The sequence below is a fragment of the Pedomonas sp. V897 genome (assembly GCF_051304405.1).
GTDB lineage: Bacteria > Pseudomonadota > Alphaproteobacteria > Sphingomonadales > Sphingomonadaceae > Pedomonas.
Genome location: NZ_JBPPGG010000001.1, coordinates 219,617 through 241,131, shown reverse-complemented (window position 1 = coordinate 241,131; position 21,515 = coordinate 219,617). Strand labels below are relative to the sequence as shown.

The window sequence follows — 21,515 nt, the reverse complement described above, 5'->3', positions numbered from 1 at the left end:
CTGGGCCGAAGGAACCGGGAATGAGCGCCGTTGACAAGGTCAAACTGGAGATCTCTGTCGTTCTTGGCCGGACCAAGATGCCGATCCGGCATCTGCTGAAAATGGGGCGCGGCGCGGTCATCGACCTGGATGCGCGCCATGACGATCCTGTGTGGATCTACGCCAACGACGAGCTCATCGCCAGAGGCGAAATCGTGCTTCTCGGCGAGCGGATCGGCGTGACCATCGTCGAGCGGGTCCGCCGCGCCGCCTGAGGGCTGCAAAGGGCTGGGTGAGGGCTGCGGCTCCGGTCGCGCGGGTCAGGCGGAAGGCCGGGCCCGGTCTTCCAGAATCATGTCCGCCGCCTTGTCGGCGATCATCATGGTCGGCGCGTTGGTGTTGCCCGACACAAGGATCGGCATGATCGAGGCGTCCACCACCCGTAGGCCCTCGACACCGCGCACCCTGAGGCGCGGGTCCACCACCGCCAGATCATCGCTGCCCATGCGGACCGTCCCCACCGGGTGATAGACGGTCTCCGCCGCGTCGCGGATGGCGGCGAGCAGGTCATCCCGCCAGTGCACGGACTCGCCCGGCCACAGCTCGGTGACGCCGAACGGCGCGAAGGCCAGCGCGTTGCCGATGCGCCGGGCGATCATGACGCCCGTCAGCAGCGCCTCGATGTCGGCCTCCGCCTGGAAGTAGCCGGGGTCGATCAGCGGATGCGCCGCCGGATCGGGCGAGGCGAGACGGATCGTGCCGCGCGACAGCGGCCGCAGATGGCAGACCTGGATCTGGTAACCATGCGCCTCGATGGGCTGGGTGCTGTGCGGACTGATCAGGGTGCACATGAGATGCAGCTGGAGGTCCGGCACGGCGATCTGGCGGCTCGATTTCAGGAAGCCGCCGGCCGGGGTGGGGATGTAGCTGGCCACACCCTTGCGGGCCGTTCGCCAGCCAAGGTTGGCCAGCAGCCGGGGAAGCCTGGCGCGGTAGCGCTGGAGCGAGACCGGGGCCTCGCAGGTCCAGCGCAGGGCAACGTCCAGATGGTCCTGAAGGTTGGCGCCGACGCCGGGCGCATGGTGGGCGACCGGAATGCCCATGTCCTGCAGGTGCTCGCCCGGGCCGATGCCGGAGAGCATGAGCAGCTGGGGCGAGTTCACCGTGCCGCCCGCCAGCAGGATCTCCCCCGCCGCGCGGCAGACGATCTGCCTGTCGCCGCGCCGCACCACCAGGGCGGCGGCGCGGCCGTTCTCCAGCACCACCCGCTCGGCAAGGGCCTGGGTCATCACCGCCAGGTTGGGGCGGCGCAGCGCCGGGTGCAGCCAGGCCCGGGCGGCGGACCAGCGCTCGCCTCTGGCGGTGGTGGAATCATACCGGCCCAGCCCCTCCATCACCGGGCCGTTGAAATCGTCCGTCTCGGGCAGGCCCAGCTCGCGCCCGGCTTCCAGAAACGCATCCACCAGCGGATTGGGCAGGGAGCGGGTGGAGGTCTTGAGCGGCCCGCCGACACCGTGCCAGGCGCTCGGGCCCCGCTCGCTGTCCTCGGCGCGCAGGAAATAGGGCAGCACGTCGTCCCAGCCCCAGCCGGTGCAGCCAAGCCGGGCCCAGGTGTCGTAGTCGGAGGGATGGCCCCGGGTATAGATCATCGCATTGATGGAGGAGCAGCCGCCCAGCACCCGGCCGCGCGGCCAGTACATGCGGCGTCCGTTGAGCTGGGGCTGGGGCTCGGTCCAGTACTGCCAGGTGTGCGGCGAGCGGCCTGGCGGCACCAGCTGCACCACCCCCATCGGCATGAGAATCATCGGGTCCCGGTCATCGCCGCCCGCCTCGACGAGCAGCACGCGATGGCGCGGATCCTCGCTCAGGCGGTTGGCGAGCACACAGCCCGCCGATCCTGCCCCGACAATGATGTAGTCCCAGGCCCCCGACTCGACATCCGCCACGTCAAAGTCCCCCCGTCGATCTCCCCGGGATGATTTATATGATATGTATTATGCCTCCGAAACGATTTTCGACGAACCCATCGTTCCCGGGAAAACAGGCGATCAGGCCGTGGTGGCGAGCCCGCCATCGACGGGGATCACGGCTCCGGTGACGAAACTGCTGGCGCGCGAGGCCAGATAGAGGGCGATCCCCGCGATGTCGTGCGGCTGGCCGAGGCGGTTCATGCGGCTGCCGCTGGCCACCTTGTTCAGGTAGTCGTCGCCCAGACCCACCGTCATCTTGCTGAGGAAGTAGCCCGGCGCAATGGCGTTCACCGCGATCCGCGCGGGCGCGAGCTTGGCGGCCAGCACGCGGCTGAGGTGAATGACCGCCGCCTTGGAGGTGCAGTAGGAGGGCGCTTCCAGCTCCGAGACGTGCAGGCCTTCGATGGAGCCCACATTGATGACCCGCGCCCAGTCCTCGTCCGTGGCGGCGGCGGCCAGCAGCGGCTTCAGCTTCTGGGTGAGGAAAAACACCGACTTCACGTTGATGTTCATCACCTTGTCCCAGCCGTGCTCGGGGAAGTCGTCGAACGGGGCGGCCCAGGACGCACCCGCGTTGTTGACGAGCACGTCGAGCCGTTCCTCCCGCGCCGCCAGCTCGCCCGCCAGCCGCTCGACTTCCTCCATGCGGCTGAGGTCGGCGGGCAGGGAAATGCAGGTGCCCTCGCTCGAAAGCTCCGCCGCGAGGGCGTCGCAGGCGTCGGCCTTGCGCGACGTGATGTAGACCTTCGCACCGTTTTGCAGATAGGCCCGGGCGAAAATCTCGCCGAGGCCACGGCTGCCGCCGGTCACGAGCACGACCTTGCCGGCGACGGAGAACAGGTCGGTGATCTTCAGGTTCATGGGAGGCTCCTGCACAAGTGCCGGGGACATGGACGGAAAGAATAGCGCGAATTTATTGCATTTATGACATGAGCGCGTCCCTGTGACTGCTATGAATTCAGAGGGGGCGGACCTGGGGGAAATGGTGGGACGCCGGCGGCCGGCTCGCTTCTTTGGCCGTCCTGGGGCATAAGCGGGGCCTGACCATGAACGGGACGCGGCGAAGGTGCGCCGCAGACCAGGGAGCAGGATGTGACGAAGACCTCCGTATTGTTTGTGTGCCTTGGCAACATCTGCCGCTCGCCGGTGGCCGAGGGCGTGTTCCGGGATCTGGTGGCGCAGGCAGGGCTCGCCGACCGGATCGAGATCGATTCCGCCGGGACCGGCGATTGGCACATCGGCCGCGGCCCCGACCCGCGCAGCTGCGCGGTGGCGGCCCGCCATGGCATCGACATTACCGGCCTGCGGGCGCGCCAGCTCTGCCGGGCGGACTTCGCGCGGTTCCGGTTCATCGTGGCGATGGACGCGAGCAACCTGGCGGACATCCGGGCCGTCGCGCCCGCCGGTCACAGTGCCGAGGTGCGGATGCTGCTGGACTTCGTGCCGGGAATGGAGGGCCGGCCGGTGCCCGATCCCTATTACGGCGGGCCCGAGGATTTCGAGGAAACCTATCGCCTGGCCCGGCTGGGCTGCGAGGCGCTGCTGGAGACCGTGCGCGCCGCGCTGGCGGTGGGGGCCGCAGCGGAAGCCTGAGGTCAGGCGCGGCGGCGCGCGGCGCGGTACGGGCGGCGGCGCGGCCGGCAGGTGGCGGCGATGGTGAGTGCGGCAAGGCCGAGGAGGCCGATCATGCCCGGCTCCTCTACCTCGCCCGGGGGCGGCGGGACCCCGTTGCACGCCGGCAGGACCGGCCCGCCGCAACTGACGAACGAGCCCGCCTGAAGAAAGACGACGGAATCGAAGAACGGATCGGAGGAATCGGCGATCGAGAGGGTCAGGGTGTTGATGGCGTTCGGCACCACCGCCGCCGTCAGCAGAAAGACCCGGGTCAGCCCTTCGAGGTCCAGGTCCGTGACGCCCCCGTTGCGGTTGTCGCGAAACTGGTCGCAATTGGCCGCATTGTTGCCGAGGGCGTCGCCGCAGTTGACGGTGTCGATGGAGACGGGCGTGTCCGTGCCCGGCACCAGCGCGCGGTTGGTGCCGTTCACCTCCGCCGCGAACACGTCGTTGAACCCGATGCCGACCGAGAACTGATAGTCCTGCGAGCCGAAGACGTAGGCGAGGGAGATCGCGTTGCCCTGCGGCGTGAACTCGATGGTGAGCGTCGAGGCGTTGGTGGTGGCGAAGCCGCCGTTGTATTGCTCCAGACGCGGGTTCCCCAGGGCCAGGTTCTGGGTGTTGAACCCGGCGGGCAGGGTGGAGAGCGTGCCGCTGGTGAGCGCAACGCCGCTGTCGAAGCCGATGCCCGAGCTGTTGCCGCCGGTGAACAGCCCCGAGGCGACGGCGCTGCCCGTGTAGGTGGCGGAGTTGATGAGGATGCCGCTATTGGCGCCCAGAAGCGTGGCGGCCAGTTGCTCGGGCGTGGTCGCGGTGAGGTCGGTCAGGACGGGAGCCGCAACGGCAGGCGCCGCCACGCCGATGAGGGCCGCAACAGCCGCAGGTGCGAGCAAACGCATAGGGCATGTCCCTTGTCAGTCGACGTCGTGCTGCTGCGGGCGCTTCGCAGATGAGAAGGCACGCCGGAGGCGTTCCGCATGGCCCGTCGCCTGGGTGAAAGCAGCGGGGAGACCGTGCGGATTGTAGGGACAAACTGGCGGCGGAGCGTCCGGTTCCGCGCCAAAAAGCAGCAGGCGCCGCCACCGGATGGTGACGACGCCCGCCGTCTTCTCGACCTGTCGAAAGGATCGAGGGGGGTCAGTTCTTGGACTTGTCGACCAGCTTGCTGGCGTTGATCCACGGCATCATGGCGCGGAGCTTCTCGCCGGTCTGCTCGATCGGGTGCGCCGCCGCCAGCTTGCGGGACGCCTTCAGCTCCGGCTGGCCGGCGCGGTTCTCGAGCACGAAGTCGCGCACGAAGCGGCCCGACTGGATGTCGGCCAGCACGCGCTTCATTTCCTTCTTGGTCTCTTCGGTGATGATGCGCGGACCGGTCTTGATGTCACCGTACTCGGCGGTGTTGGAGATCGAGTAGCGCATGTTGGCGATGCCGCCCTCGTACATCAGGTCCACGATCAGCTTCATCTCGTGGAGGCACTCGAAGTAGGCCATCTCCGGCGCGTAGCCGGCCTCGACCAGGGTCTCGAAGCCCGCCTGCACCAGCGCGGTCAGACCGCCGCACAGTACGGCCTGCTCGCCGAACAGGTCGGTCTCGCACTCCTCGCGGAAGTTGGTCTCGATGATGCCCGAGCGGCCGCCGCCAACGCCCGAGGCGTAGGCGAGGGCGATGTCATGGGCGTTGCCCGAGACGTCCTGGTGGACGGCGATGAGGCACGGCACGCCGCCGCCCTTCAGATACTCGCCGCGCACGGTGTGGCCCGGGCCCTTCGGCGCGATCATGATCACGTCGATGTCCGCCTGCGGCTCGATCAGACCGAAGTGGATGTTGAGGCCGTGAGCGAAGGCCAGCGCCGCGCCCGGCTTCATGTTGCCCTTCAGGTCGTTTTCCCAGATGGCGGCCTGGTGCTCGTCCGGCGCCAGGATCATCAGGATGTCGGCCCACTGGGCGGCTTCCTTGTTGCCGAGCACCTTGAAGCCGGCGGCTTCCGCCTTCTTCGCGGAGGCCGAACCCGGACGAAGCGCGATCGCGACTTCCTGCACGCCGGAGTCGCGCAGGTTCTGCGCATGGGCGTGGCCCTGGCTGCCGTAGCCGAGGATGGCAATCTTCTTGCCCTTGATCAGATTCAGGTCGGCGTCGCGATCGTAGTAGACGCGCATGTTTCTTTCCTTCCCTTGTTTATTCCCGGCCCTGTTTCCTGGCCGTCTGAAGTTTCCGAAATTCCGAAGTTCCCGGGTGCCCCGTGACTGCTGCGCTTCCCCGGCTCTCAGGGGTGCGTGAGCGTGCTGGTGCCGCGCGCGATGGCAACGACGCCGGTGCGGACCACCTCGGCCAGACCCAGCTCCCGCATGAGTTCAATGAACGTGTTCACCTTCTCGGTGGAGCCGGTCAGCTCGAACACGAAGCTGCGGGTGGAGGCGTCCACCACCCGGGCGCGGTAGATGTCGGCGAGGCGCAGCGCCTCGACCCGCTTCTCGCCGAGCCCCGTCACCTTCACCAGCGCCATTTCCCGCTCCACGTGCGGACCCTGCACGGTGAGATCGGCCACCGAGTGCACCGGCACCAGCCGCTCCAGCTGCGCCTTGATCTGCTCGATGACCACCGGCGTGCCGGAGGTGACGATGGTGATGCGGCTGATCGACTGGTCATGGGTGACCTCCGCCACGGTCAGGCTGTCGATGTTGTAACCGCGGCTGGAGAAAAGGCCAATCACACGCGCAAGAACACCGGCCTCGTTGTCAACGAGGATGCTGAGGGTATGGCGTTCGATGGGGCTGTTCTGATGCAACATGGTTCATTCCTGGCTTTGGCGCGACTCCGTCTCCGGGGACTGCGCCGCCTGCAACGTCAGAAGCGGGGTGAATGCTCCCGGCCGGGTGCGGCCGGGAACCTGGGGACCGATCGCAATCAAACGAGCGCCTGAGCCTCCTCGGACAGCTCGCCCGACACCTGTTCGGGGCCGAGGATCATCTCGTTGTGGCCCGCGCCCGAGGGAACCATCGGGAAGCAGTTCTCCAGCTTGGCCACGCGGCAGTCCACCATCACCGGGCCGGGCGTCTCCAGCATCGTCTTGATGCCCGCGTCCAGCTCGGCGGCGGTCTCGATCCGCAGGCCGGTCCAGCCATAGGCCTCGGCCAGCTTCACGAAGTCGGGCAGGGCTTCCGAATAGCTCTCGGAATAGCGGCCCTCGTAGGTGAGGTCCTGCCACTGGCGGACCATGCCCATGTACTCGTTGTTGAGGATGAACACCTTGACCGGCAGGCGATACTGCTTGGCCGTGGACATCTCCTGAATGTTCATCAGGATCGAAGCCTCGCCCGCGATGTCGATCACCAGCGCGTTGGGGTTGCCGATCTGCGCGCCGATGGCGGCGGGCAGGCCGTAGCCCATGGTGCCGAGACCGCCGGAGGTGAGCCACTTGTTCGGCTTCTCGAACCCGAAATACTGGGCCGCCCACATCTGGTGCTGGCCGACCTCCGTGGTGATGATCGGGCTCTTGTCCTTCGTCGCCTCGTACAGCCGCGCGATGGCGTGCTGCGGCAGGATCACGTCGCCCTCCTGGCGGTAGGCCAGGCACTTGCGGTCGCGCCATTCGTTGATCTGGGCCCACCAGTCCTTGAGCGGACGGGCGGTGAGGCCCTTGGACTTCCAGATGCGGATCATGTCCTCCATGACCCGGCCCACGTCGCCGACGATGCCGATGTCCACCAGAATGTTCTTGTTGATGGACGAGCGGTCGATATCGACGTGAATCTTCTTCGAGTTCGGCGAGAACAGATCGACCCGGCCGGTGACGCGGTCGTCGAAGCGCGCGCCGAGGCAGATGAGCACGTCCGCGCCGTGGGTGGCGAGGTTGGCCTCATAGGTGCCGTGCATGCCCAGCATCCCGAGGAACGCGGGCGAGCGGGACGGGAAGGCGCCCAGACCCATCAGCGTCGAGGTGACGGGGAAGCCGGTGACGCGCTGCAACTCCTGAAGCAGCAGGGCCGCCTGCGGGCCGGAGTTGATGATGCCGCCGCCGGTGTACAGCACCGGACGCTCCGCGTTCATCATCAGCTCGATCGCGGCCTCGATGTCGGCAACGTCGCCCTTGATGGCCGGGCGGTAGGTCTTGTGCTCGATCTTGCCCGGGTTGCGGTAGACCGCCTTGGCAATCTGCACGTCCTTCGGAATGTCGACCACGACCGGGCCGGGGCGGCCGTGGGTCGCGATGTAGAAGGCCTCGTGAATCACCTCGCCCAGACGGGCGGTGTCCTTCACCAGGTAGTTGTGCTTGGAGCAGTGGCGGGTGATGCCGACCGTGTCGCACTCCTGAAAGGCGTCATTGCCGATCAGGTGCGTGGCGACCTGACCGGTCAGCACGACAATGGGGATGGAATCCAGCAGCGCGTCCGTGATGCCGGTGACAGCGTTGGTCGCGCCCGGGCCGGAGGTGACCAGCACCACGCCCGGCTTGCCGGTGGAGCGGGCATAGCCTTCCGCCGCATGGACCGCGCCCTGCTCGTGGCGGGCCAGCACGTGGCGGATGCGGTTCTGCCGGAAAAGCGCGTCGTAGATGGGAAGGACAGCGCCGCCCGGATATCCGAACACGACCTCCACGCCCAGATCCACCAGGGCCTGGACGATGATCTCCGCGCCGGGCATCGGCTCGCCGTACATGTCTCTTACTCCTTCCCGCGCCGTGACATCACAGCAGATAAACTCCTGACGCAGCAGGAAGGCACACGTCGAGCGCACCCCTCCGCTGCAAGGCAAACAGAGGGCTTGGGTATTGTTTCAAACTTTCAAAGTCAAGCCGTTTTCTTGGAATATTATTGCAATTTGCTCGATTTGAGTTTTCAGATCGTGCGAACGGACGAAATTCCAGTCGCGGCACTGATTGCGGAACCAGGTGTACTGGCGTTTGGCGTAACGCCGGGTCGCTTGCTGGGCGGCGGCGATAGCCTCTTGATATTCAAGACGTTTTTCGAGGAAGGCCGCAAACTCGGGCACGCCGACCGCTTTCATCACCGGCAACTCGGGTGCAAGGCCGCGCGCCAGCAATTTTCTGACTTCCTCCACCGCGCCCTGTTCGGCCATCTGCACGAGCCGCTGGTCGCAGCGTGTATATAGTATACTACGTTCCGGCAAGATGACGCAACGGAGGATCGGCCCCACGTCCGGCCGGTCCGCCAGCCCGCCGGTGGTCTCCTGCTGGAACTGGCTGAGCGGCGTGCCGGTGGAGAGGGCCACCTCCAGCGCCCGGGCGATTCGCTGGCGGTCGCGCGGGCCAAGGCGGGCGGCGGTGACGGGGTCGAGCCGGGCCAGCTCGGCGTGCAAGGCTTCCGGGCCCTCGGCGTCCATCCGCCCGCGCACGTCCGCCCGCACGGCCTCGTCGATGTCCGGCACCGGCACGATGCCATGCAGCAGGGTGCGCAGATAGAGCCCGGTGCCGCCGGTGAGGATGGGCAGGCGGCCCGCCGCCCAGGCGTCCTCCACCTCGCGGGTTGCCGCTTCCGCCCACCAGGCGGCGGAGCTGGCCTGGCTGCCGTCCAGCACGCCGTAGAGACGGTGGGGGGCGCGGGCCTCGTCCTCGGGCGAGGGGCGGGCTGTCAGCACGGACAGATCCCGGTAAAGCTGGAGCGCATCGCCATTGATGACGGTGCCGGGGGCCGTTTCCGCCAGCCATAATGATACTGCTGACTTGCCGCTTGCCGTCGGTCCGGCAATAAGCACGAGCGGTTTTCGGGCCAAAGGCCATTGGGCCGGCGTATTTCGGGAAAGGTTGCTCATGTCGATGTTGGTTGCCACGCTCGTCGCGCCCTGGGAAGGGCCCGTGCTCACTTCAACGCATCTCGTCCGGGCGCGGCAGGCCCTTGAGGCCGCCGGCGGGCAGGTCACGGACGAAGCCTGGCTGGAGCCGGAGCGGGCGGCGGACCTGTTCGTCTCCGGCCTGGACCGGGCGCAGGCCCGCGCCGCTGTCGAGGCCGCGCTGGCGGGCGAGACCGTGGACGCCATCGTGCAGGAGGCGGCCCACCGCCGCCGGCGGCTGCTCATCGCCGACATGGACTCGACCATGATCACCATCGAGTGCATCGACGAACTGGCCGACTACGCGGGCGTCAAGGAACAGGTGGCGCGCGTGACGGAAGCGGCCATGCGCGGCGAGCTGGACTTCGAGGGTGCGCTCGATGCCCGCGTCTCCCTGCTGGAAGAGCTGGAGGAATCGGTGCTGGAGCGCTGCTACGCGGAGCGCGTCGCCTTCACGCCGGGCGGGGCGGCGCTGGTCAGGACCATGGCCGCCAACGGCGCGCATACGGTGCTGGTCTCGGGCGGCTTCACCTTCTTTGTCGAGCGGGTGGCGGCGAAGCTGGGCTTTGCCCAGTACAAGGCCAACGTGCTCGGCATCCGCGATGGCAAGCTCACCGGCACGGTGGACCGGCCCATCATCACCGCCGCGGTCAAGCGGCAGACGCTGCTGGAGGAATCCGCCCGGCGCGGCATCCCGCTCGAGTCGTGCCTCGCGGTCGGCGACGGCGCCAACGACATCCCGATGATCGAGGAGGCAGGGCTGGGCGTCGCCTTCCATGCCAAGCCGAAAACCGAGGCAGCCGCCAGCGCCGCCATTCGCCACGGCGACCTGACGGCGCTGCTGTTCGCGCAGGGCTACCGCCGCGAGGACTGGGCGGCGGCGCGGTAAGGGAGATCCGGGCGTTCGGGAGTCTGAATCGGGGAATCGGGCAGGGGGCTCAGGACCCCTGCGCCCCGAGTGCAGGCGACTAAGGCTGGCGACGGAGGCTGGCGAATCAGAAGGTGCGCTTGGCGGCGAGCAGGCGGCGATAGGTGATGAGCCCGCTGCGCAGCAGGCGGGCGCGCCGCGCCCAGAGCTCGGCTTCCTTGCAGACCACATTGACCAGCTGGGCCTGGCTGGGCTGGGCGTAGAGGTGGGCCACGATCTGGTCCGCGCCCGCCCAGGTCTGGTCGATGAGCTGGACGTAGTCGGCCGAGAGATTGTCATCCACCCGCACATTGTAGCCGCTGCGCTGGAGAATCTCCCGCAGCTCCTCCACCTTCACCAGGGTCGGCTTGCGCGGCTCCCGGGCCACCCAATCCAGGTAGTCCGGGTGCTCCCGGGTCTGGTCGCCGGCGAGGAAATAGTCGGTGATGAGGCAGAGGCCATCCTGCTTCAGGCTTTCCTCGATTCGCACCATCAGGTCCTGCTTGTCCTCGACGAGCGAGAGGAAGCTGTCCACCAGCACCCGGTCGTACTTGCGCTCGAACGGCTTGGGCGCGTCGAGGTCGAGGAAGGTGAGGGACGCCTTCTTGGCCATGCCGGCGATGGCGGAAAGCTCGCTGCCGGCGGCCACCAGCGATTCGGAGGTCTCGTAGCCGGTCACCCACACGCCGAAGGCTTCCGCCAGCGTGCGGGCCGGGCCGCCAAGCCCCGCGCCCAGATGCATCATGCTCATCTCGGGCGTGAGGGTGAGCAGCTTGTTCATCGCGATCACATGCTCGGGGCCGCCCGGGCCGCAGAAGCCCCGGCCCCAGATGAGCTGGGCCACGTCGATGCGGTTCTGATCCCACGGGTCGATGGGCAGGATCGGGTCGGGCTCGGTCACCTCGCCCTGAAGCGGGGTGAGGATGGGCGGCTCCGGCTCCTTCTTCTCGGCAGGGGCGGGGGCCGAATCGGTGGCGTTGCGCTTCATCAGGCGCTGGGCCAGTTCCTCGGCGTCATACCCTTCCCACCAGGCCTTCAGGCGCACGGAGAGAGGAATTTTGGTGATCTTCTTGGCGGCGCTCATGGTGGAAGCCCGGAAATCCTGTCAATCAGAGGATGGCTGGGGGACGGCGGTGTCGCCCTCCCGCGCGCCGGTGATCTCGGAGCTGATAACCTGAAGGGCAAAGGTCACGGTATCGTCTCCCTGTATGAAGGCAAGGCTGATGCCGTCTTCCGTACGCCGGGTGACCGTGCCCGGCAGGCTGCCGGCAACCGGGTGTTCCAGACGAATGGCGGTGCCGGGATTCGGCCCCCGCCGCATCTCCAGAAAGGCGCCGGCGGCGGAGATATCCCGCAGGCGGCCGTTCAGCGGCCCGCCCGGCGTGTGCAGAATGCAGGAGCTGCGGGCCCAATAGCGCGGAGCGGAACGCCGATTCGTTCCCGGACTTTCCTGTGTCTGCTTCATGAGCCCCGCGAACCCTCTCAAAACGGCCATACCTTGCTGAAAGATAGCAAACAAACTCTTAATAGCGGCGGGGGGGATGGAGAGCGCAATGCCAATATATTCGGCAAGTCCCTGACTTCTCGCAGGTTTCGAACCGTTACGTGATGGCTTGCACAATCTTAATAGCTCGACTAACCATTATGGCATCACGGGCAACGGGGGGCTCGTGACCGCGGCTTCGGTTGAGCGCTTCTTCAGCGATCCCGAAGCCGCGTTTCGTTTCAGGCCCGCTCCGGTTTCCGGCCTTTTCCGCCCGTTCGCGACAACTGCTTCCCCCGGCGCTTCCCCCGGTCGAGTGGGGACACCCCGCCTGAGGGCCGGGCGGTAACACCTTCTTAATGGTCCGATTCGCATAGTTGCCCCGTACAGCCTCACGAACGGGGGAGGGCATGACCATGCGCGTCGTGGCATTTGCTTCGCAGAAGGGTGGGTCTGGCAAGACGACCCTCAGCGGTCACATCGCCGTCGAGGCCGAGCGCTCGGGCGCCGGTCCCGTCGTGATGATGGACATCGATCCGCAGGGGTCGCTGGCGGACTGGTGGAACGAACGGGAAGCGCCCGCGCCCGCCTTCGCCCAGACCAGCATCAACCGGCTGGCGGCGGATCTGGAGGATCTGCGCAGCCGGGGCTTCAAACTGGCGGTGATCGATACGCCGCCCGCCATCACCGTGGCGATCCAGTCGGTGGTGAGCGTCGCCGACCTGGTGGTGATCCCGACCCGCCCCAGCCCGCACGACCTGCGGGCGGCGGGCGCGACGGTGGATCTGGTGGAGCGCACCGGCAAGCCGCTGGTGTTCGTGGTGAACGCGGCGACCCCGCGCGCCAAGATCAGCTTCGATGCGGCGGTGGCGCTCTCCCAGCACGGCACGGTCGCGCCGGTGATGATCCACCAGCGCACGGACTTCGCCTCCAGCATGATCGACGGCCGCACGGTGATGGAGGCCGATCCCAACAGCAAATCGGCCAAGGAGATCGAGACGCTGTGGGGGTATCTCTCCGACCGGCTGGAAAAGAACTTCCGCCGTACCGTCTTCCAGCCGCGCCAGAGCGCGCAGCTGCCGGTGTCCTCACCCAAGGCGGGGTTCGGCCGCAAGGCCGTCAGCGCCTGACCGCAGGGAGACGAGAAGCATGTACGATCCCAAGCCTGCCGCATCGCTGACGGGCGATCTCCTGGTGCGCAAGGGGCAGGCCCGGCCTGCGCTCAGCCCCGGTCTGGTGCTGGACGGGGAGGACGGCACACCCGCGCCGCGCCGGGTGATCACTCTGCCGCGCCCCGAGCCGTCGCGCCCGGCCGAGACGGCAGAGGCGGGGGCGACCCGTCCGTTCCTCTCGCCGCCGCCGGGGAACGCCACCAATGAGGCGGGCGCCGCCGAGGACAGCCGGACCGCCGCCCGCCGCCGCGTCGCCTTCACCTACCGGCTCGACCCGGAGCGGCACCTGAACCTGAGGGTGGTGGCCATCTACAAGCGCACCTCCGGCCAGAAGATCCTGGACGAGGCGCTGGACCGGTACCTCGAAGAGGTGATGACCGCCGAAGGCTCGCTGGTGTTCACGCGGCCGGCTGCCCGCACCGCCTGACGGCGGCGCGTCTCCTCCCGAAACAGGCCCTCGAAAAGGAACAGGCCGGGCTCAGGCGAAAGCCGGGCTCTGGCGAAAGCTTGGCTCAGGCGATCTTTGCCAGCACATCGATGCCGTCGCGCCACAGGCCGCGCACCCGGCCCTGCACCGCCATGCGGTCGAACGGGGTGTTCTTCTGCACGGAATGGAGCTTCTCGGCCTCGATGCGCCAGGGCGCGCCGGGGTCCAGCAGCAGGAGGTCAGCGGGGGCGCCCACGGCCAGACGGCCGCCCTCCAGCCCGAAGATGCGGGCCGGTGCGCCCGAGAGCTTGTCGAGAAGCTGGTCCAGCGTCAGCGTGCCGTTGTGAACCAGCGTCAGGCTGGTCGCGAGCAGCGTCTCCGCGCCCACCGCGCCCGGGGCGGCCTGGGCGAAGGGGAGGCGCTTCTCCTCCTGGGTGCGGGGGTCATGCCCCGAGGCGATGATGTCGATGGTGCCGTCGCGCAAGCCCTCGATCACGGCCAGCCGGTCCGCTTCCGTCCGCAGGGGCGGGGAGAACCGGGCGAAGGTGCGGAAGCCGGTCAGCGCCACCTCGTTCAGCAGGAAGTGGGCGGGCGTGACGCCGCATGTCACCTTGACGCCCCGCTTCTTGGCCTGCCGCACCGCCTCGATGGCGGCGGCGCAGGTGACCTGCGCGATGTGCAGGCGCGCGCCGGTCGCCTCGGCGAGGCGGATGTCGCGCTCCACCATCAGGGTCTCGGCGAGCGTCGGGTGGGCGGGCAGGCCGAGACGCTGGGCGAATTCGCCCTCGGTCGCGCAGGTGCCCTTGACCAGGCCCGGGTCCTCGGCGTGGCTGATGACCAGCGCATTGAAGGCGGTGGAATATTGCAGCAGGCGCAGCATCACGCCCGTATGGGTGACGGCGCGCCGGCCGGTGGCGATGGCGACCGCGCCGGAGGCGAGGCCGAGGCCCACTTCCGCCAGCTCCTCGCCGAGGAGACCCCGGGTGGCGGCCACGAACGGGCGCACCCGGATGGCCTCGCGGCCAAGGCGGCAGGCGCGCTCGATGACCGCCGGGTCGTCCAGAACCGGGTTCTGGTCCGGCATCAGGCAGGTGGTGGCGATGCCGCCGGCGATGCAGGCGTCCACATCCACCTTGAAGGCGCGGGTGTCGATGAGCGCGGGGGTGAGAACCTGCCCGCCGCAGTCCACCACCGCCGCGCCGTCCGGCACGGTGATGGCGCCGACGGCGGCGATGCGGCCGTTCTCCACCAGCACGCCGCCGGTGGTATCCAGCCCGGAGGCGCGGTCGATCAGGTGGGCGTTGATGAATGCAACCGTGGTCATTTGCCTGCCTCCGTCGCCCAGCCCTCAACGCCGCGACGCTTGCGGGTCAGCACGTCCAGGCAGGCCATGCGCACGGCCACGCCCATTTCCACCTGCTCGGTGATGGCGGAGCGGGCCAGGTCGTCCGCCACCGCCGTGTCGATCTCGACGCCCCGGTTCATGGGGCCCGGGTGCATCACCAGCACATCCGGCTTGGCATGGCCCAGCCGCTTCTCGGTGAGGCCGTAGAAGTGGAAGTACTCGCGGGTGGACGGGATGAAGCCGCCCTGCATCCGCTCGCGCTGGAGGCGCAGCATCATCACCACGTCCGCGCCTTCCAGGCCCTTATCCATGTCGGTGTAGACATCAACGCCCAGCCGCTCGATCTCCGCGCCCAGGAGGGTGGGCGGCGCGACCACGCGCACCCGCGCCCCCAGCGCGTTCAGCAGCTGGAAGTTGGAGCGGGCAACGCGGGAGTGAAGGATGTCGCCGCAGATGGCGACCGTCAGCCCCTCGATGCGGCCCTTGCGGCGGCGGATGGTGAGCGCGTCGAGCAGCGCCTGCGTCGGGTGCTCGTGGCGGCCGTCGCCCGCGTTGACCACGGTGCAGTTCACCTTCTCGGCGATCAGCTGCACCGCGCCCGCATCCTGATGGCGGATGACCAGAATGTCCGGGTGCATGGCGTTGAGGGTCAGCGCCGTGTCCAGCAGCGTCTCGCCCTTGGCGATGGACGAGGCGCTCACGATCATGTTGACGCAATCCGCGCCCAGCCGCTTGCCCGCCACCTCGAAGGAGAGGAGCGTGCGGGTCGAGTTCTCGAAGAACGCGTTCACCTGCGTCAGGCCAGAGAGAATGTCATGGCGCTTGGCGGTGCTGCGGTTGGATTCGATCCAGCGCTCCGCCTCGTCCAGCAGGTAGGCGATCTCCCAGGGCTGGAGCCCCTGGATGCCGAGAAGGCTGGTGTGCGGAAACGGGTGAAGACCCGGCGGGGTCTGATGCGATGCGGGTGTATGCTCGGACATTTGATGCGGGCCTATACCGACTGAACCCCAAGGGGGCAAGGGGGCCTTGGCTGTTGGCTGAGGCGCTACCATAGGCCCCTCCGGCACCATCTGCCAGCGTCAGCGTGCAAATTTCGTGGGGGACGCGGGTGGTTGGGAATTCGTGACGTTTGCAGGAGGGGCGCGGACCCTCCTGGCAACCTCCCTTGAGTTTATCCGGCCGCGTTTCAGGAGCGCGCTGGAAACACGGCCGGATTCCATCCTGACAAGAAAAAGCCCGCGCCCTTCAGGAAGGACACAGCCCTGAAAACGACTGGGAGGTGCAGGAGGGGCAAGCCCCTCGTGCAATCAAGCAATCAAAGATCCGGATCCCCCCTCAGCACGCCGCCGCCAGCGCGTCGATGGCGCCCTGGAGGATGAAGGCGGCGGCGGCCTTGTCCACCCGCTCGGCCCGCTTGGCGCGGGAGAGGTCGGCGTCGATCATGACACGGGTGACGGCGGCGGTGGACCAGCGTTCGTCCCACAACAGGATGGGCAGGGCGGCCTGCGCACCCGCGGCGGTGAGCGCCCGGTCCAGATTGAGGGCGTAGGAGCGGATGGACTGGGTCTGGGGGGAGTCGCTGCCGTCCATGTTGAGCGGCAGGCCGATGACCACGCCCTTCACGTTCTGCTTGGCGAACTGCTCCCGGTACCAGGCGAGATCCTGCGTGAACTTCTTGCGTTGCAGGGTCTCGGCGGCGGTGGCGATGGTCCACATGGCGTCGCAGTAGGCAACGCCGATGCGCTTGTCGCCGATGTCGAGCCCGGCGAGGCGGCCGCCCTGCGGCAGCTGCGCGATGAACTCCTGGAGGGACTGGGTGATCATGGGGCACCGACACCGGACTTGAGGAACGCATCCACCCGCGTCTGCGCGTTGGCGCGGATGTTCGCCCAGAACAGGGCGTAATCGTAAACGTGATAGTTCATCCCCGGCATCACCTGGCGGGCAAAGGGCCCCTGCGGGTTCCGGGTGAGGTGGAGGATGCCGGTTGCGTCACAAGCCGCGCCGGTGAGGCGGGGCTCCACCGCCGCCATGGGCTGGCCCTTCTCGACGAAGGCCAGCGCGCCTTCGTTGGCGTCTGCCTCGACTCGGGTGGTGTCGGCGCGCCAGCTGAGCGGGTTGACACAGACCATGGGCGTGCCGGCGCGGGCAATGCCGGTTGGCCCCGGGGCCGCGCCGTAGGCGGCCACAACGCCGGACGGGTCGGCGGGGTCGCCGAAGCTCTGCCACGAGACGACGCAGCCGGTCGCCTCCGGCGTGGCGCAGGGCTGGAGGCCGAAGGGCTCGAGGTCGGCCGCGATGGAGATGGGCCAGCCGACAAGATAGGCCGCCACCATCTGCGCCCGCGCGGGGGAGGTGGCGATGCGGTGCTGGAGGACGGCCAGCGCATGGAGGCTGCCCTGGCTGTGGGCGGCGAGGATGAAGGGCTTGTCGCCGTGGGCGGCGAGGAAGGCGTCAAACGCGCGGGCCACGTCCTCATAGGCCAGCATGAAGGCCTGCACCTTGTCCGCCTTCTCCGTGAAGAAGGCGCCCAGCGTCGCCTGGCGGTAGCGCGGGGCCCAGATGCGCCCGACGCCGTTGAAGGCCGTCGCCTGGTGGCGGATCATCACATCGGTCAGCGCATTGGCTGCCGCATCCTTCAGCGGGGCGTTCCAGCGCGCCTTGCTCATGTAGGTGGTGGGCGGCACGAAGAACACGTCCACCTGCGGGTAGCTGGCGGGGGCGTAGCCCTCCGGCGTGTCCAGCGACGTGCCGGGGCGGGCCGGGTGGGCCGCCCAGGCCTCCAGCCGGGTGTAGTCGGGCGCCGGGTCCTGCGGGCTCTCGGCGAAGCTGATCTTGGGCTCGTAGGTGAGGCGCATCAGCTTGGGCAGGAACGCCTGCCAGACCACGAACCCGATGACAGCCAGCATGATCAGCCCCGCCACCACCCACAGGAACTTGATGGCAGGCGAAATCTTGCGCTTCGGCGCGGGTGTGGTCGGTGCGGATGTCGTCATGTTGGTGGCCACCTGTCGAGACGGGACTGTGCAACTCCTCTGGCGGCGGCAAGATTGGCAACAACGGTTTCCCGAAACAAGGGAAGGTTTGCGGGGGCGGTCGCACAGACGACCGGGGCGGCGCGGGATGCGATATCAGAACACCTTCTCGCCTGCGTTCGCGATCTGCTACAGGGGTCAGGAAAACGCCCGACGCGCGCGCCAGCCTTGAAGCGCGCGGAGCGGGCGTGCTATCCGCCCCCGGCACGAAGGGAGCCAAGCCATGGCTGTTGATGAAAAGACAGTACGCCGCATCGCGCATCTGGCGCGCATCAAGCTGGATGACGCCGATGTGGAGCCGATGATGAAGGAACTGAACGGTATTCTGGGCTGGGTCGAGCAGCTCGGCGAGGTGAATACCGATGGTGTCGAGCCCATGACCTCGGTGGTGGCGCAGAAGCTGCGCTGGCGCGAGGATGTGGTGAACGACGGCAACATCCAGGAAGACGTGCTCAAGAACGCGCCGGAGGCGCAGTTCGGCTTCTACGCTGTGCCGAAGGTGATCGAATAATGTCTGCAACTGATCTGACCGAACTGACCGTCGCCGAAATGCGCGACGGCCTGAAGGCCAAGCGTTTCTCCGCGGTCGAGCTGACGCAGGCGCACATCCGCGCCATGGAGCAGGCCCGGGTGCTGAACGCCTTCATCGTCGAGACCCCGGAGCTGGCGCTGGAGCAGGCCAAGGCCGCCGACGCCGCCATCGCCAGGGGCGAGGCGGGTCCGCTGGCGGGCATTCCGCTCGGCATCAAGGACCTGTTCTGCACCAAGGGCGTGCAGACCACGGCCGCCTCGAAAATTCTGGAAGGCTTCGTGCCGACCTACGAATCCACCGTCTCGGCCAACCTGCTGCGCGACGGCGCGGTGATGCTGGGCAAGCTGAACCTCGACCAGTTCGCCATGGGCTCGTCCAACGAGACCTCGGCGTTCGGCAACGTGCTGAACCCGTGGCGCGGCAAGAACGGCGAGCATCTGGTGCCGGGCGGCTCCTCGGGCGGCTCGTCGTCGGCGGTCGCGGCCCGCATCGTCGCGGCGGCGACCGGCACGGACACCGGCGGCTCCATCCGCCAGCCCGCCGCCTTCACCGGCATCTCCGGCATCAAGCCGACCTACGGCCGCTGCTCGCGCTGGGGCATCGTGGCGTTCGCCTCGTCGCTGGACCAGGCGGGGCCGATGGCCCGCACCATTCAGGACTGCGCCATTCTGCTCAAGTCCATGTGCGGGTTCGACCCCAAGGACTCCACCTCGCTCGACCTGCCGGTGCCCGACTTCGAGAAGGCGCTGACCGGCGACATCCGGGGCCTGAAGGTGGGCATTCCGAAGGAATACCGCGTCGATGGCATGCCCGCCGAGATCGAGGCGCTGTGGCAGAAGGGCATGGACTGGCTGAAGGCGGCCGGCGCGGAGATCGTCGACATCTCCCTGCCGCACACCCAATATGCGCTGCCGACCTACTACATCGTCGCCCCCGCCGAGGCGTCCTCCAACCTCGCCCGCTATGACGGCGTGCGCTACGGCCTGCGCGTGGTCCCCGAGAACGGCTCGCTGATCGACATGTACGAGGCCACCCGCGCCGCCGGTTTCGGCCGCGAGGTGAAGCGCCGCATCATGATCGGCACCTACGTGCTGTCGGCGGGCTACTACGACGCCTACTACGTGAAGGCGCAGAAGGTCCGCGCCCTCATCGCGCAGGACTTCGAGAACGCCTACAAGAGCTGTGACGTGATCCTGACGCCGACCGCGCCGAGCGCCGCGTTCGCGTTCGGCGCCAAGTCGGCCGATCCGCTCTCCATGTACCTCAACGACGTGTTCACCGTGCCCGCCTCGCTGGCGGGTCTGCCGGCGCTGTCGGTTCCGGCGGGCGTGGACGCGGACGGTCTGCCGCTGGGCCTCCACCTCATCGGGCGCAAGCTGGACGAGGAGACGGTGCTGAAGGTGGGCCATGTGATCGAACAGGCCGCCCAGTTCACGGCCAAACCGGAAAAGTGGTGGGTAAAATGAGCGAGACCAAACCCTATCGCATTCACGGCGCGACCGGTGACTGGGAGGTGGTGATCGGCATGGAAGTCCATGCCCAGGTCATCTCCAACGCCAAGCTGTTCTCCGGCGCCGCCACCGCTTTCGGCGCGGAGCCGAACGCGCAGGTGAGCCTCGTGGACGCCGCCATGCCGGGCATGTTGCCGGTCATCAACGGCGAGTGCGTCCGCCAGGCGGTGCGCACAGGCCTGGCGCTGGGCGCGCAGATCAACAAGTGGTCGCGCTTCGACCGCAAGAACTACTTCTACGCCGACCTGCCGCAGGGCTACCAGATCAGCCAGTTCCAGTACCCGGTGGTGGGCGAGGGCGAGATCGTCCTCGATCTGGAAGGCGGCCGCACCAAGACGGTGGGCATCGAGCGCATCCACCTGGAGCAGGACGCGGGCAAGTCCATCCACGACCAGAGCCCGACCCGCTCCTACGTGGACCTCAACCGCTCGGGCGTGGCGCTGATGGAGATCGTCTCCAAGCCCGACATGCGCTCGCCGGAAGAAGCGGGCGCATACCTGCGCAAGCTGCGCACCATCCTGCGCTACATCGGCACCTGCGACGGCAACATGGAGGAAGGCTCCATGCGCGCCGACGTGAACGTGTCGGTGCGCCGCCCGGGCGAGCCGTTCGGCACCCGCTGCGAGATCAAGAACGTCAACTCGGTGCGCTTCGTCATGGCGGCCATCGAGTATGAGGCCCGCCGCCAGGTGGACATCCTGGAGGACGGCGGCACCATCGATCAGGAAACCCGCCTGTTCGACAACGTGAAGTTCGAGACCCGCTCGCTGCGCTCGAAGGAAGAAGCGCACGACTACCGCTACTTCCCGGACCCGGACCTGCTGCCGCTGGAATTCGATGATGCCTTCATCGAGGAGTGCCGCGCGTCGCTGCCCGAGCTGCCGGACGCCAAGAAGCAGCGCTTCATCGATGAGCTGGGCCTCAGCGAGTACAACGCCAGCGTGCTGACCGCGGAAAAGGAAACCGCCGACTACTTCGAGGCGCTCCTCGCGGAAGCGGCGAAGAAGCAGGGCAAGAGCCTCGCCGACGTGGCCCGCCCGGCCTCCAACTGGGTGACCTCCGACCTGTTCGGCGCGCTCAACAAGCTGGGCAAGTCGATCGAGGAAAGCCCGATCAGCCCGGCACAGGGCGCGGAGCTTATCAGCCTCATCGCCGACGGCACTCTCTCGGGCCGCCTCGCCAAGGACGTGTTCGAGATCATGCTCGAAACCGGCAAGGGCGCGGCGGAAATCGTCGAGGAGCGGGGCCTCAAGCAGGTCTCCGACACCGGCGCCATCGAGGCCGCCATCGCCAAGGTGCTGGCGGACAACCCGGACTCGGTCGAAGCCTACAAGGGCGGCAAGGACAAGCTGTTCGGCTTCTTCGTCGGCCAGACCATGAAGGCCATGGGCGGCAAGGCCAACCCGGCCGTCGTCAACGAACTGCTCAAGAAGGCGCTGAACGGCTAAGCCGCTTCTCCGCTTTCGGACCATCAGGCCGTGCCCTGTCCTCAGGGCGCGGCCTTTTTCTTTTGTGGTTTCTTGTCTTTTGCGAGGGTCTCGGACCCTCGCGCTCCCTTTCGTTTTTTCAGCCGTGCAGGGGAAAGGCCGGGTGCGACCCGGTCAACCCATGAGGAAAGGGCCGCGCCTGTCGTCACGCGCGCGGCCCTGGGGAACGGAAGGGAGGTGAAGGAGGGTCCAAGACCCTCCGTCAAAAGGAAACAAAATAACTCCAAGAAATCAAGCGGGCCGTAAAAGTGCTTTTAGCAATATT

The 21,515-nt window shown here is 67.6% G+C and carries 21 protein-coding genes; 8 read left to right on the top strand and 13 right to left on the bottom strand.

Annotated elements, in window-relative coordinates:
* Nucleotides 1-20: 20 nt before the first annotated feature.
* Nucleotides 21-254, top strand: a complete 234-nt coding sequence (locus tag ACSJJU_RS01240) for a FliM/FliN family flagellar motor switch protein (protein ID WP_435913317.1) — start codon at nt 21-23, stop codon at nt 252-254.
* A gap of 45 nt (nt 255-299) precedes the next feature.
* Here ACSJJU_RS01240 and ACSJJU_RS01235 read toward each other — a convergent pair whose 3' ends face one another.
* Together ACSJJU_RS01235 and ACSJJU_RS01230 are read right to left on the bottom strand one after the other, a co-directional pair.
* Nucleotides 300-1,925 (bottom strand): GMC family oxidoreductase, encoded by a 1,626-nt coding sequence (locus ACSJJU_RS01235; RefSeq protein WP_435913316.1) that lies wholly within the window; start codon nt 1,923-1,925, stop codon nt 300-302.
* A 102-nt stretch (nt 1,926-2,027) separates the two neighbouring features.
* Complete coding sequence (locus ACSJJU_RS01230; RefSeq protein ID WP_435914356.1) at nt 2,028-2,804, bottom strand: SDR family oxidoreductase; 777 nt, start codon at nt 2,802-2,804, stop codon at nt 2,028-2,030.
* A gap of 237 nt (nt 2,805-3,041) precedes the next feature.
* Here ACSJJU_RS01230 and ACSJJU_RS01225 point away from each other — a divergent pair, with 237 nt between their 5' ends.
* On the top strand, nt 3,042-3,542 hold the full coding sequence (locus ACSJJU_RS01225) for a low molecular weight protein-tyrosine-phosphatase (RefSeq protein WP_435913315.1): 501 nt from the start codon (nt 3,042-3,044) through the stop codon (nt 3,540-3,542).
* Nucleotides 3,543-3,544: 2 nt separating this feature from the next.
* Here the strand turns inward: ACSJJU_RS01225 and ACSJJU_RS01220 are convergent, their stop codons facing one another.
* The 5 genes from ACSJJU_RS01220 to miaA form a co-directional block, all read right to left on the bottom strand.
* Nucleotides 3,545-4,462, bottom strand: coding sequence for a choice-of-anchor L domain-containing protein (locus ACSJJU_RS01220; RefSeq protein WP_435913314.1), 918 nt, complete (start codon nt 4,460-4,462; stop codon nt 3,545-3,547).
* A gap of 238 nt (nt 4,463-4,700) precedes the next feature.
* Nucleotides 4,701-5,720 (bottom strand): ketol-acid reductoisomerase, encoded by a 1,020-nt coding sequence (ilvC, locus tag ACSJJU_RS01215; protein ID WP_435913313.1) that lies wholly within the window; start codon nt 5,718-5,720, stop codon nt 4,701-4,703.
* A gap of 107 nt (nt 5,721-5,827) precedes the next feature.
* Nucleotides 5,828-6,352: an acetolactate synthase small subunit gene (ilvN, locus tag ACSJJU_RS01210; protein WP_435913312.1), complete on the bottom strand. Its 525-nt coding sequence runs from the start codon at nt 6,350-6,352 to the stop codon at nt 5,828-5,830.
* A gap of 116 nt (nt 6,353-6,468) precedes the next feature.
* Complete coding sequence (locus tag ACSJJU_RS01205; RefSeq protein WP_435913310.1) at nt 6,469-8,220, bottom strand: acetolactate synthase 3 large subunit; 1,752 nt, start codon at nt 8,218-8,220, stop codon at nt 6,469-6,471.
* 117 nt (nt 8,221-8,337) lie between these two features.
* Nucleotides 8,338-9,333: a tRNA (adenosine(37)-N6)-dimethylallyltransferase MiaA gene (gene miaA, locus ACSJJU_RS01200; RefSeq protein WP_435914355.1), complete on the bottom strand. Its 996-nt coding sequence runs from the start codon at nt 9,331-9,333 to the stop codon at nt 8,338-8,340.
* A gap of 4 nt (nt 9,334-9,337) precedes the next feature.
* Here miaA and serB point away from each other — a divergent pair, with 4 nt between their 5' ends.
* Nucleotides 9,338-10,240 (top strand): phosphoserine phosphatase SerB, encoded by a 903-nt coding sequence (gene serB / locus ACSJJU_RS01195; RefSeq protein WP_435914354.1) that lies wholly within the window; start codon nt 9,338-9,340, stop codon nt 10,238-10,240.
* 106 nt (nt 10,241-10,346) lie between these two features.
* Here the strand turns inward: serB and ACSJJU_RS01190 are convergent, their stop codons facing one another.
* Together ACSJJU_RS01190 and ACSJJU_RS01185 are read right to left on the bottom strand one after the other, a co-directional pair.
* The gene (locus ACSJJU_RS01190; protein ID WP_435913309.1) at nt 10,347-11,342 is read right to left on the bottom strand and encodes a methyltransferase domain-containing protein; all 996 of its coding nucleotides are present in this window, start codon (nt 11,340-11,342) and stop codon (nt 10,347-10,349) included.
* Between the two features lie 21 nt (nt 11,343-11,363).
* Nucleotides 11,364-11,723: a PilZ domain-containing protein gene (locus tag ACSJJU_RS01185; RefSeq protein ID WP_435913308.1), complete on the bottom strand. Its 360-nt coding sequence runs from the start codon at nt 11,721-11,723 to the stop codon at nt 11,364-11,366.
* Nucleotides 11,724-12,157: 434 nt separating this feature from the next.
* Here ACSJJU_RS01185 and ACSJJU_RS01180 point away from each other — a divergent pair, with 434 nt between their 5' ends.
* Nucleotides 12,158-12,871, top strand: a complete 714-nt coding sequence (locus tag ACSJJU_RS01180; RefSeq protein WP_435914352.1) for an AAA family ATPase — start codon at nt 12,158-12,160, stop codon at nt 12,869-12,871.
* Nucleotides 12,872-12,890: 19 nt separating this feature from the next.
* Nucleotides 12,891-13,340 carry a hypothetical protein gene (locus ACSJJU_RS01175; protein WP_435913307.1) on the top strand — a complete coding sequence of 150 codons (450 nt, stop codon included), beginning with the start codon at nt 12,891-12,893 and terminating at the stop codon, nt 13,338-13,340.
* A gap of 85 nt (nt 13,341-13,425) precedes the next feature.
* Here ACSJJU_RS01175 and ACSJJU_RS01170 read toward each other — a convergent pair whose 3' ends face one another.
* The 4 genes from ACSJJU_RS01170 to ACSJJU_RS01155 all read right to left on the bottom strand — a co-directional run bounded on the left by ACSJJU_RS01170 (nt 13,426) and on the right by ACSJJU_RS01155 (nt 17,681).
* A complete protein-coding gene (locus tag ACSJJU_RS01170; protein WP_435913306.1) occupies nt 13,426-14,664 on the bottom strand; it encodes a dihydroorotase in 1,239 nt (412 codons plus the stop codon).
* The gene (locus tag ACSJJU_RS01165; protein ID WP_435913305.1) at nt 14,661-15,665 is read right to left on the bottom strand and encodes an aspartate carbamoyltransferase catalytic subunit; all 1,005 of its coding nucleotides are present in this window, start codon (nt 15,663-15,665) and stop codon (nt 14,661-14,663) included. Before ACSJJU_RS01165 ends, ACSJJU_RS01170 begins: the two co-directional genes overlap by 4 nt.
* Nucleotides 15,666-16,020: 355 nt before the next feature.
* Complete coding sequence (ruvX, locus tag ACSJJU_RS01160) at nt 16,021-16,509, bottom strand: Holliday junction resolvase RuvX (RefSeq protein ID WP_435913304.1); 489 nt, start codon at nt 16,507-16,509, stop codon at nt 16,021-16,023.
* The gene (locus tag ACSJJU_RS01155; RefSeq protein ID WP_435913302.1) at nt 16,506-17,681 is read right to left on the bottom strand and encodes a DUF3089 domain-containing protein; all 1,176 of its coding nucleotides are present in this window, start codon (nt 17,679-17,681) and stop codon (nt 16,506-16,508) included. The genes ruvX and ACSJJU_RS01155 overlap by 4 nt, the downstream gene beginning before the upstream one ends.
* Nucleotides 17,682-17,943: 262 nt before the next feature.
* Here ACSJJU_RS01155 and gatC point away from each other — a divergent pair, with 262 nt between their 5' ends.
* From gatC to gatB, 3 genes are read left to right on the top strand one after another with little or no spacing between them, the layout of a single operon-like run.
* Nucleotides 17,944-18,231: an Asp-tRNA(Asn)/Glu-tRNA(Gln) amidotransferase subunit GatC gene (gatC, locus tag ACSJJU_RS01150; protein WP_435913301.1), complete on the top strand. Its 288-nt coding sequence runs from the start codon at nt 17,944-17,946 to the stop codon at nt 18,229-18,231.
* Nucleotides 18,231-19,718, top strand: a complete 1,488-nt coding sequence (gene gatA, locus ACSJJU_RS01145) for an Asp-tRNA(Asn)/Glu-tRNA(Gln) amidotransferase subunit GatA (RefSeq protein ID WP_435913300.1) — start codon at nt 18,231-18,233, stop codon at nt 19,716-19,718. The genes gatC and gatA overlap by 1 nt, the downstream gene beginning before the upstream one ends.
* Entirely contained in the window at nt 19,715-21,211 is a 1,497-nt protein-coding gene (gene gatB / locus ACSJJU_RS01140) for an Asp-tRNA(Asn)/Glu-tRNA(Gln) amidotransferase subunit GatB (RefSeq protein WP_435913299.1), read from the top strand. The genes gatA and gatB overlap by 4 nt, the downstream gene beginning before the upstream one ends.
* Nucleotides 21,212-21,515 lie beyond the last annotated feature (304 nt).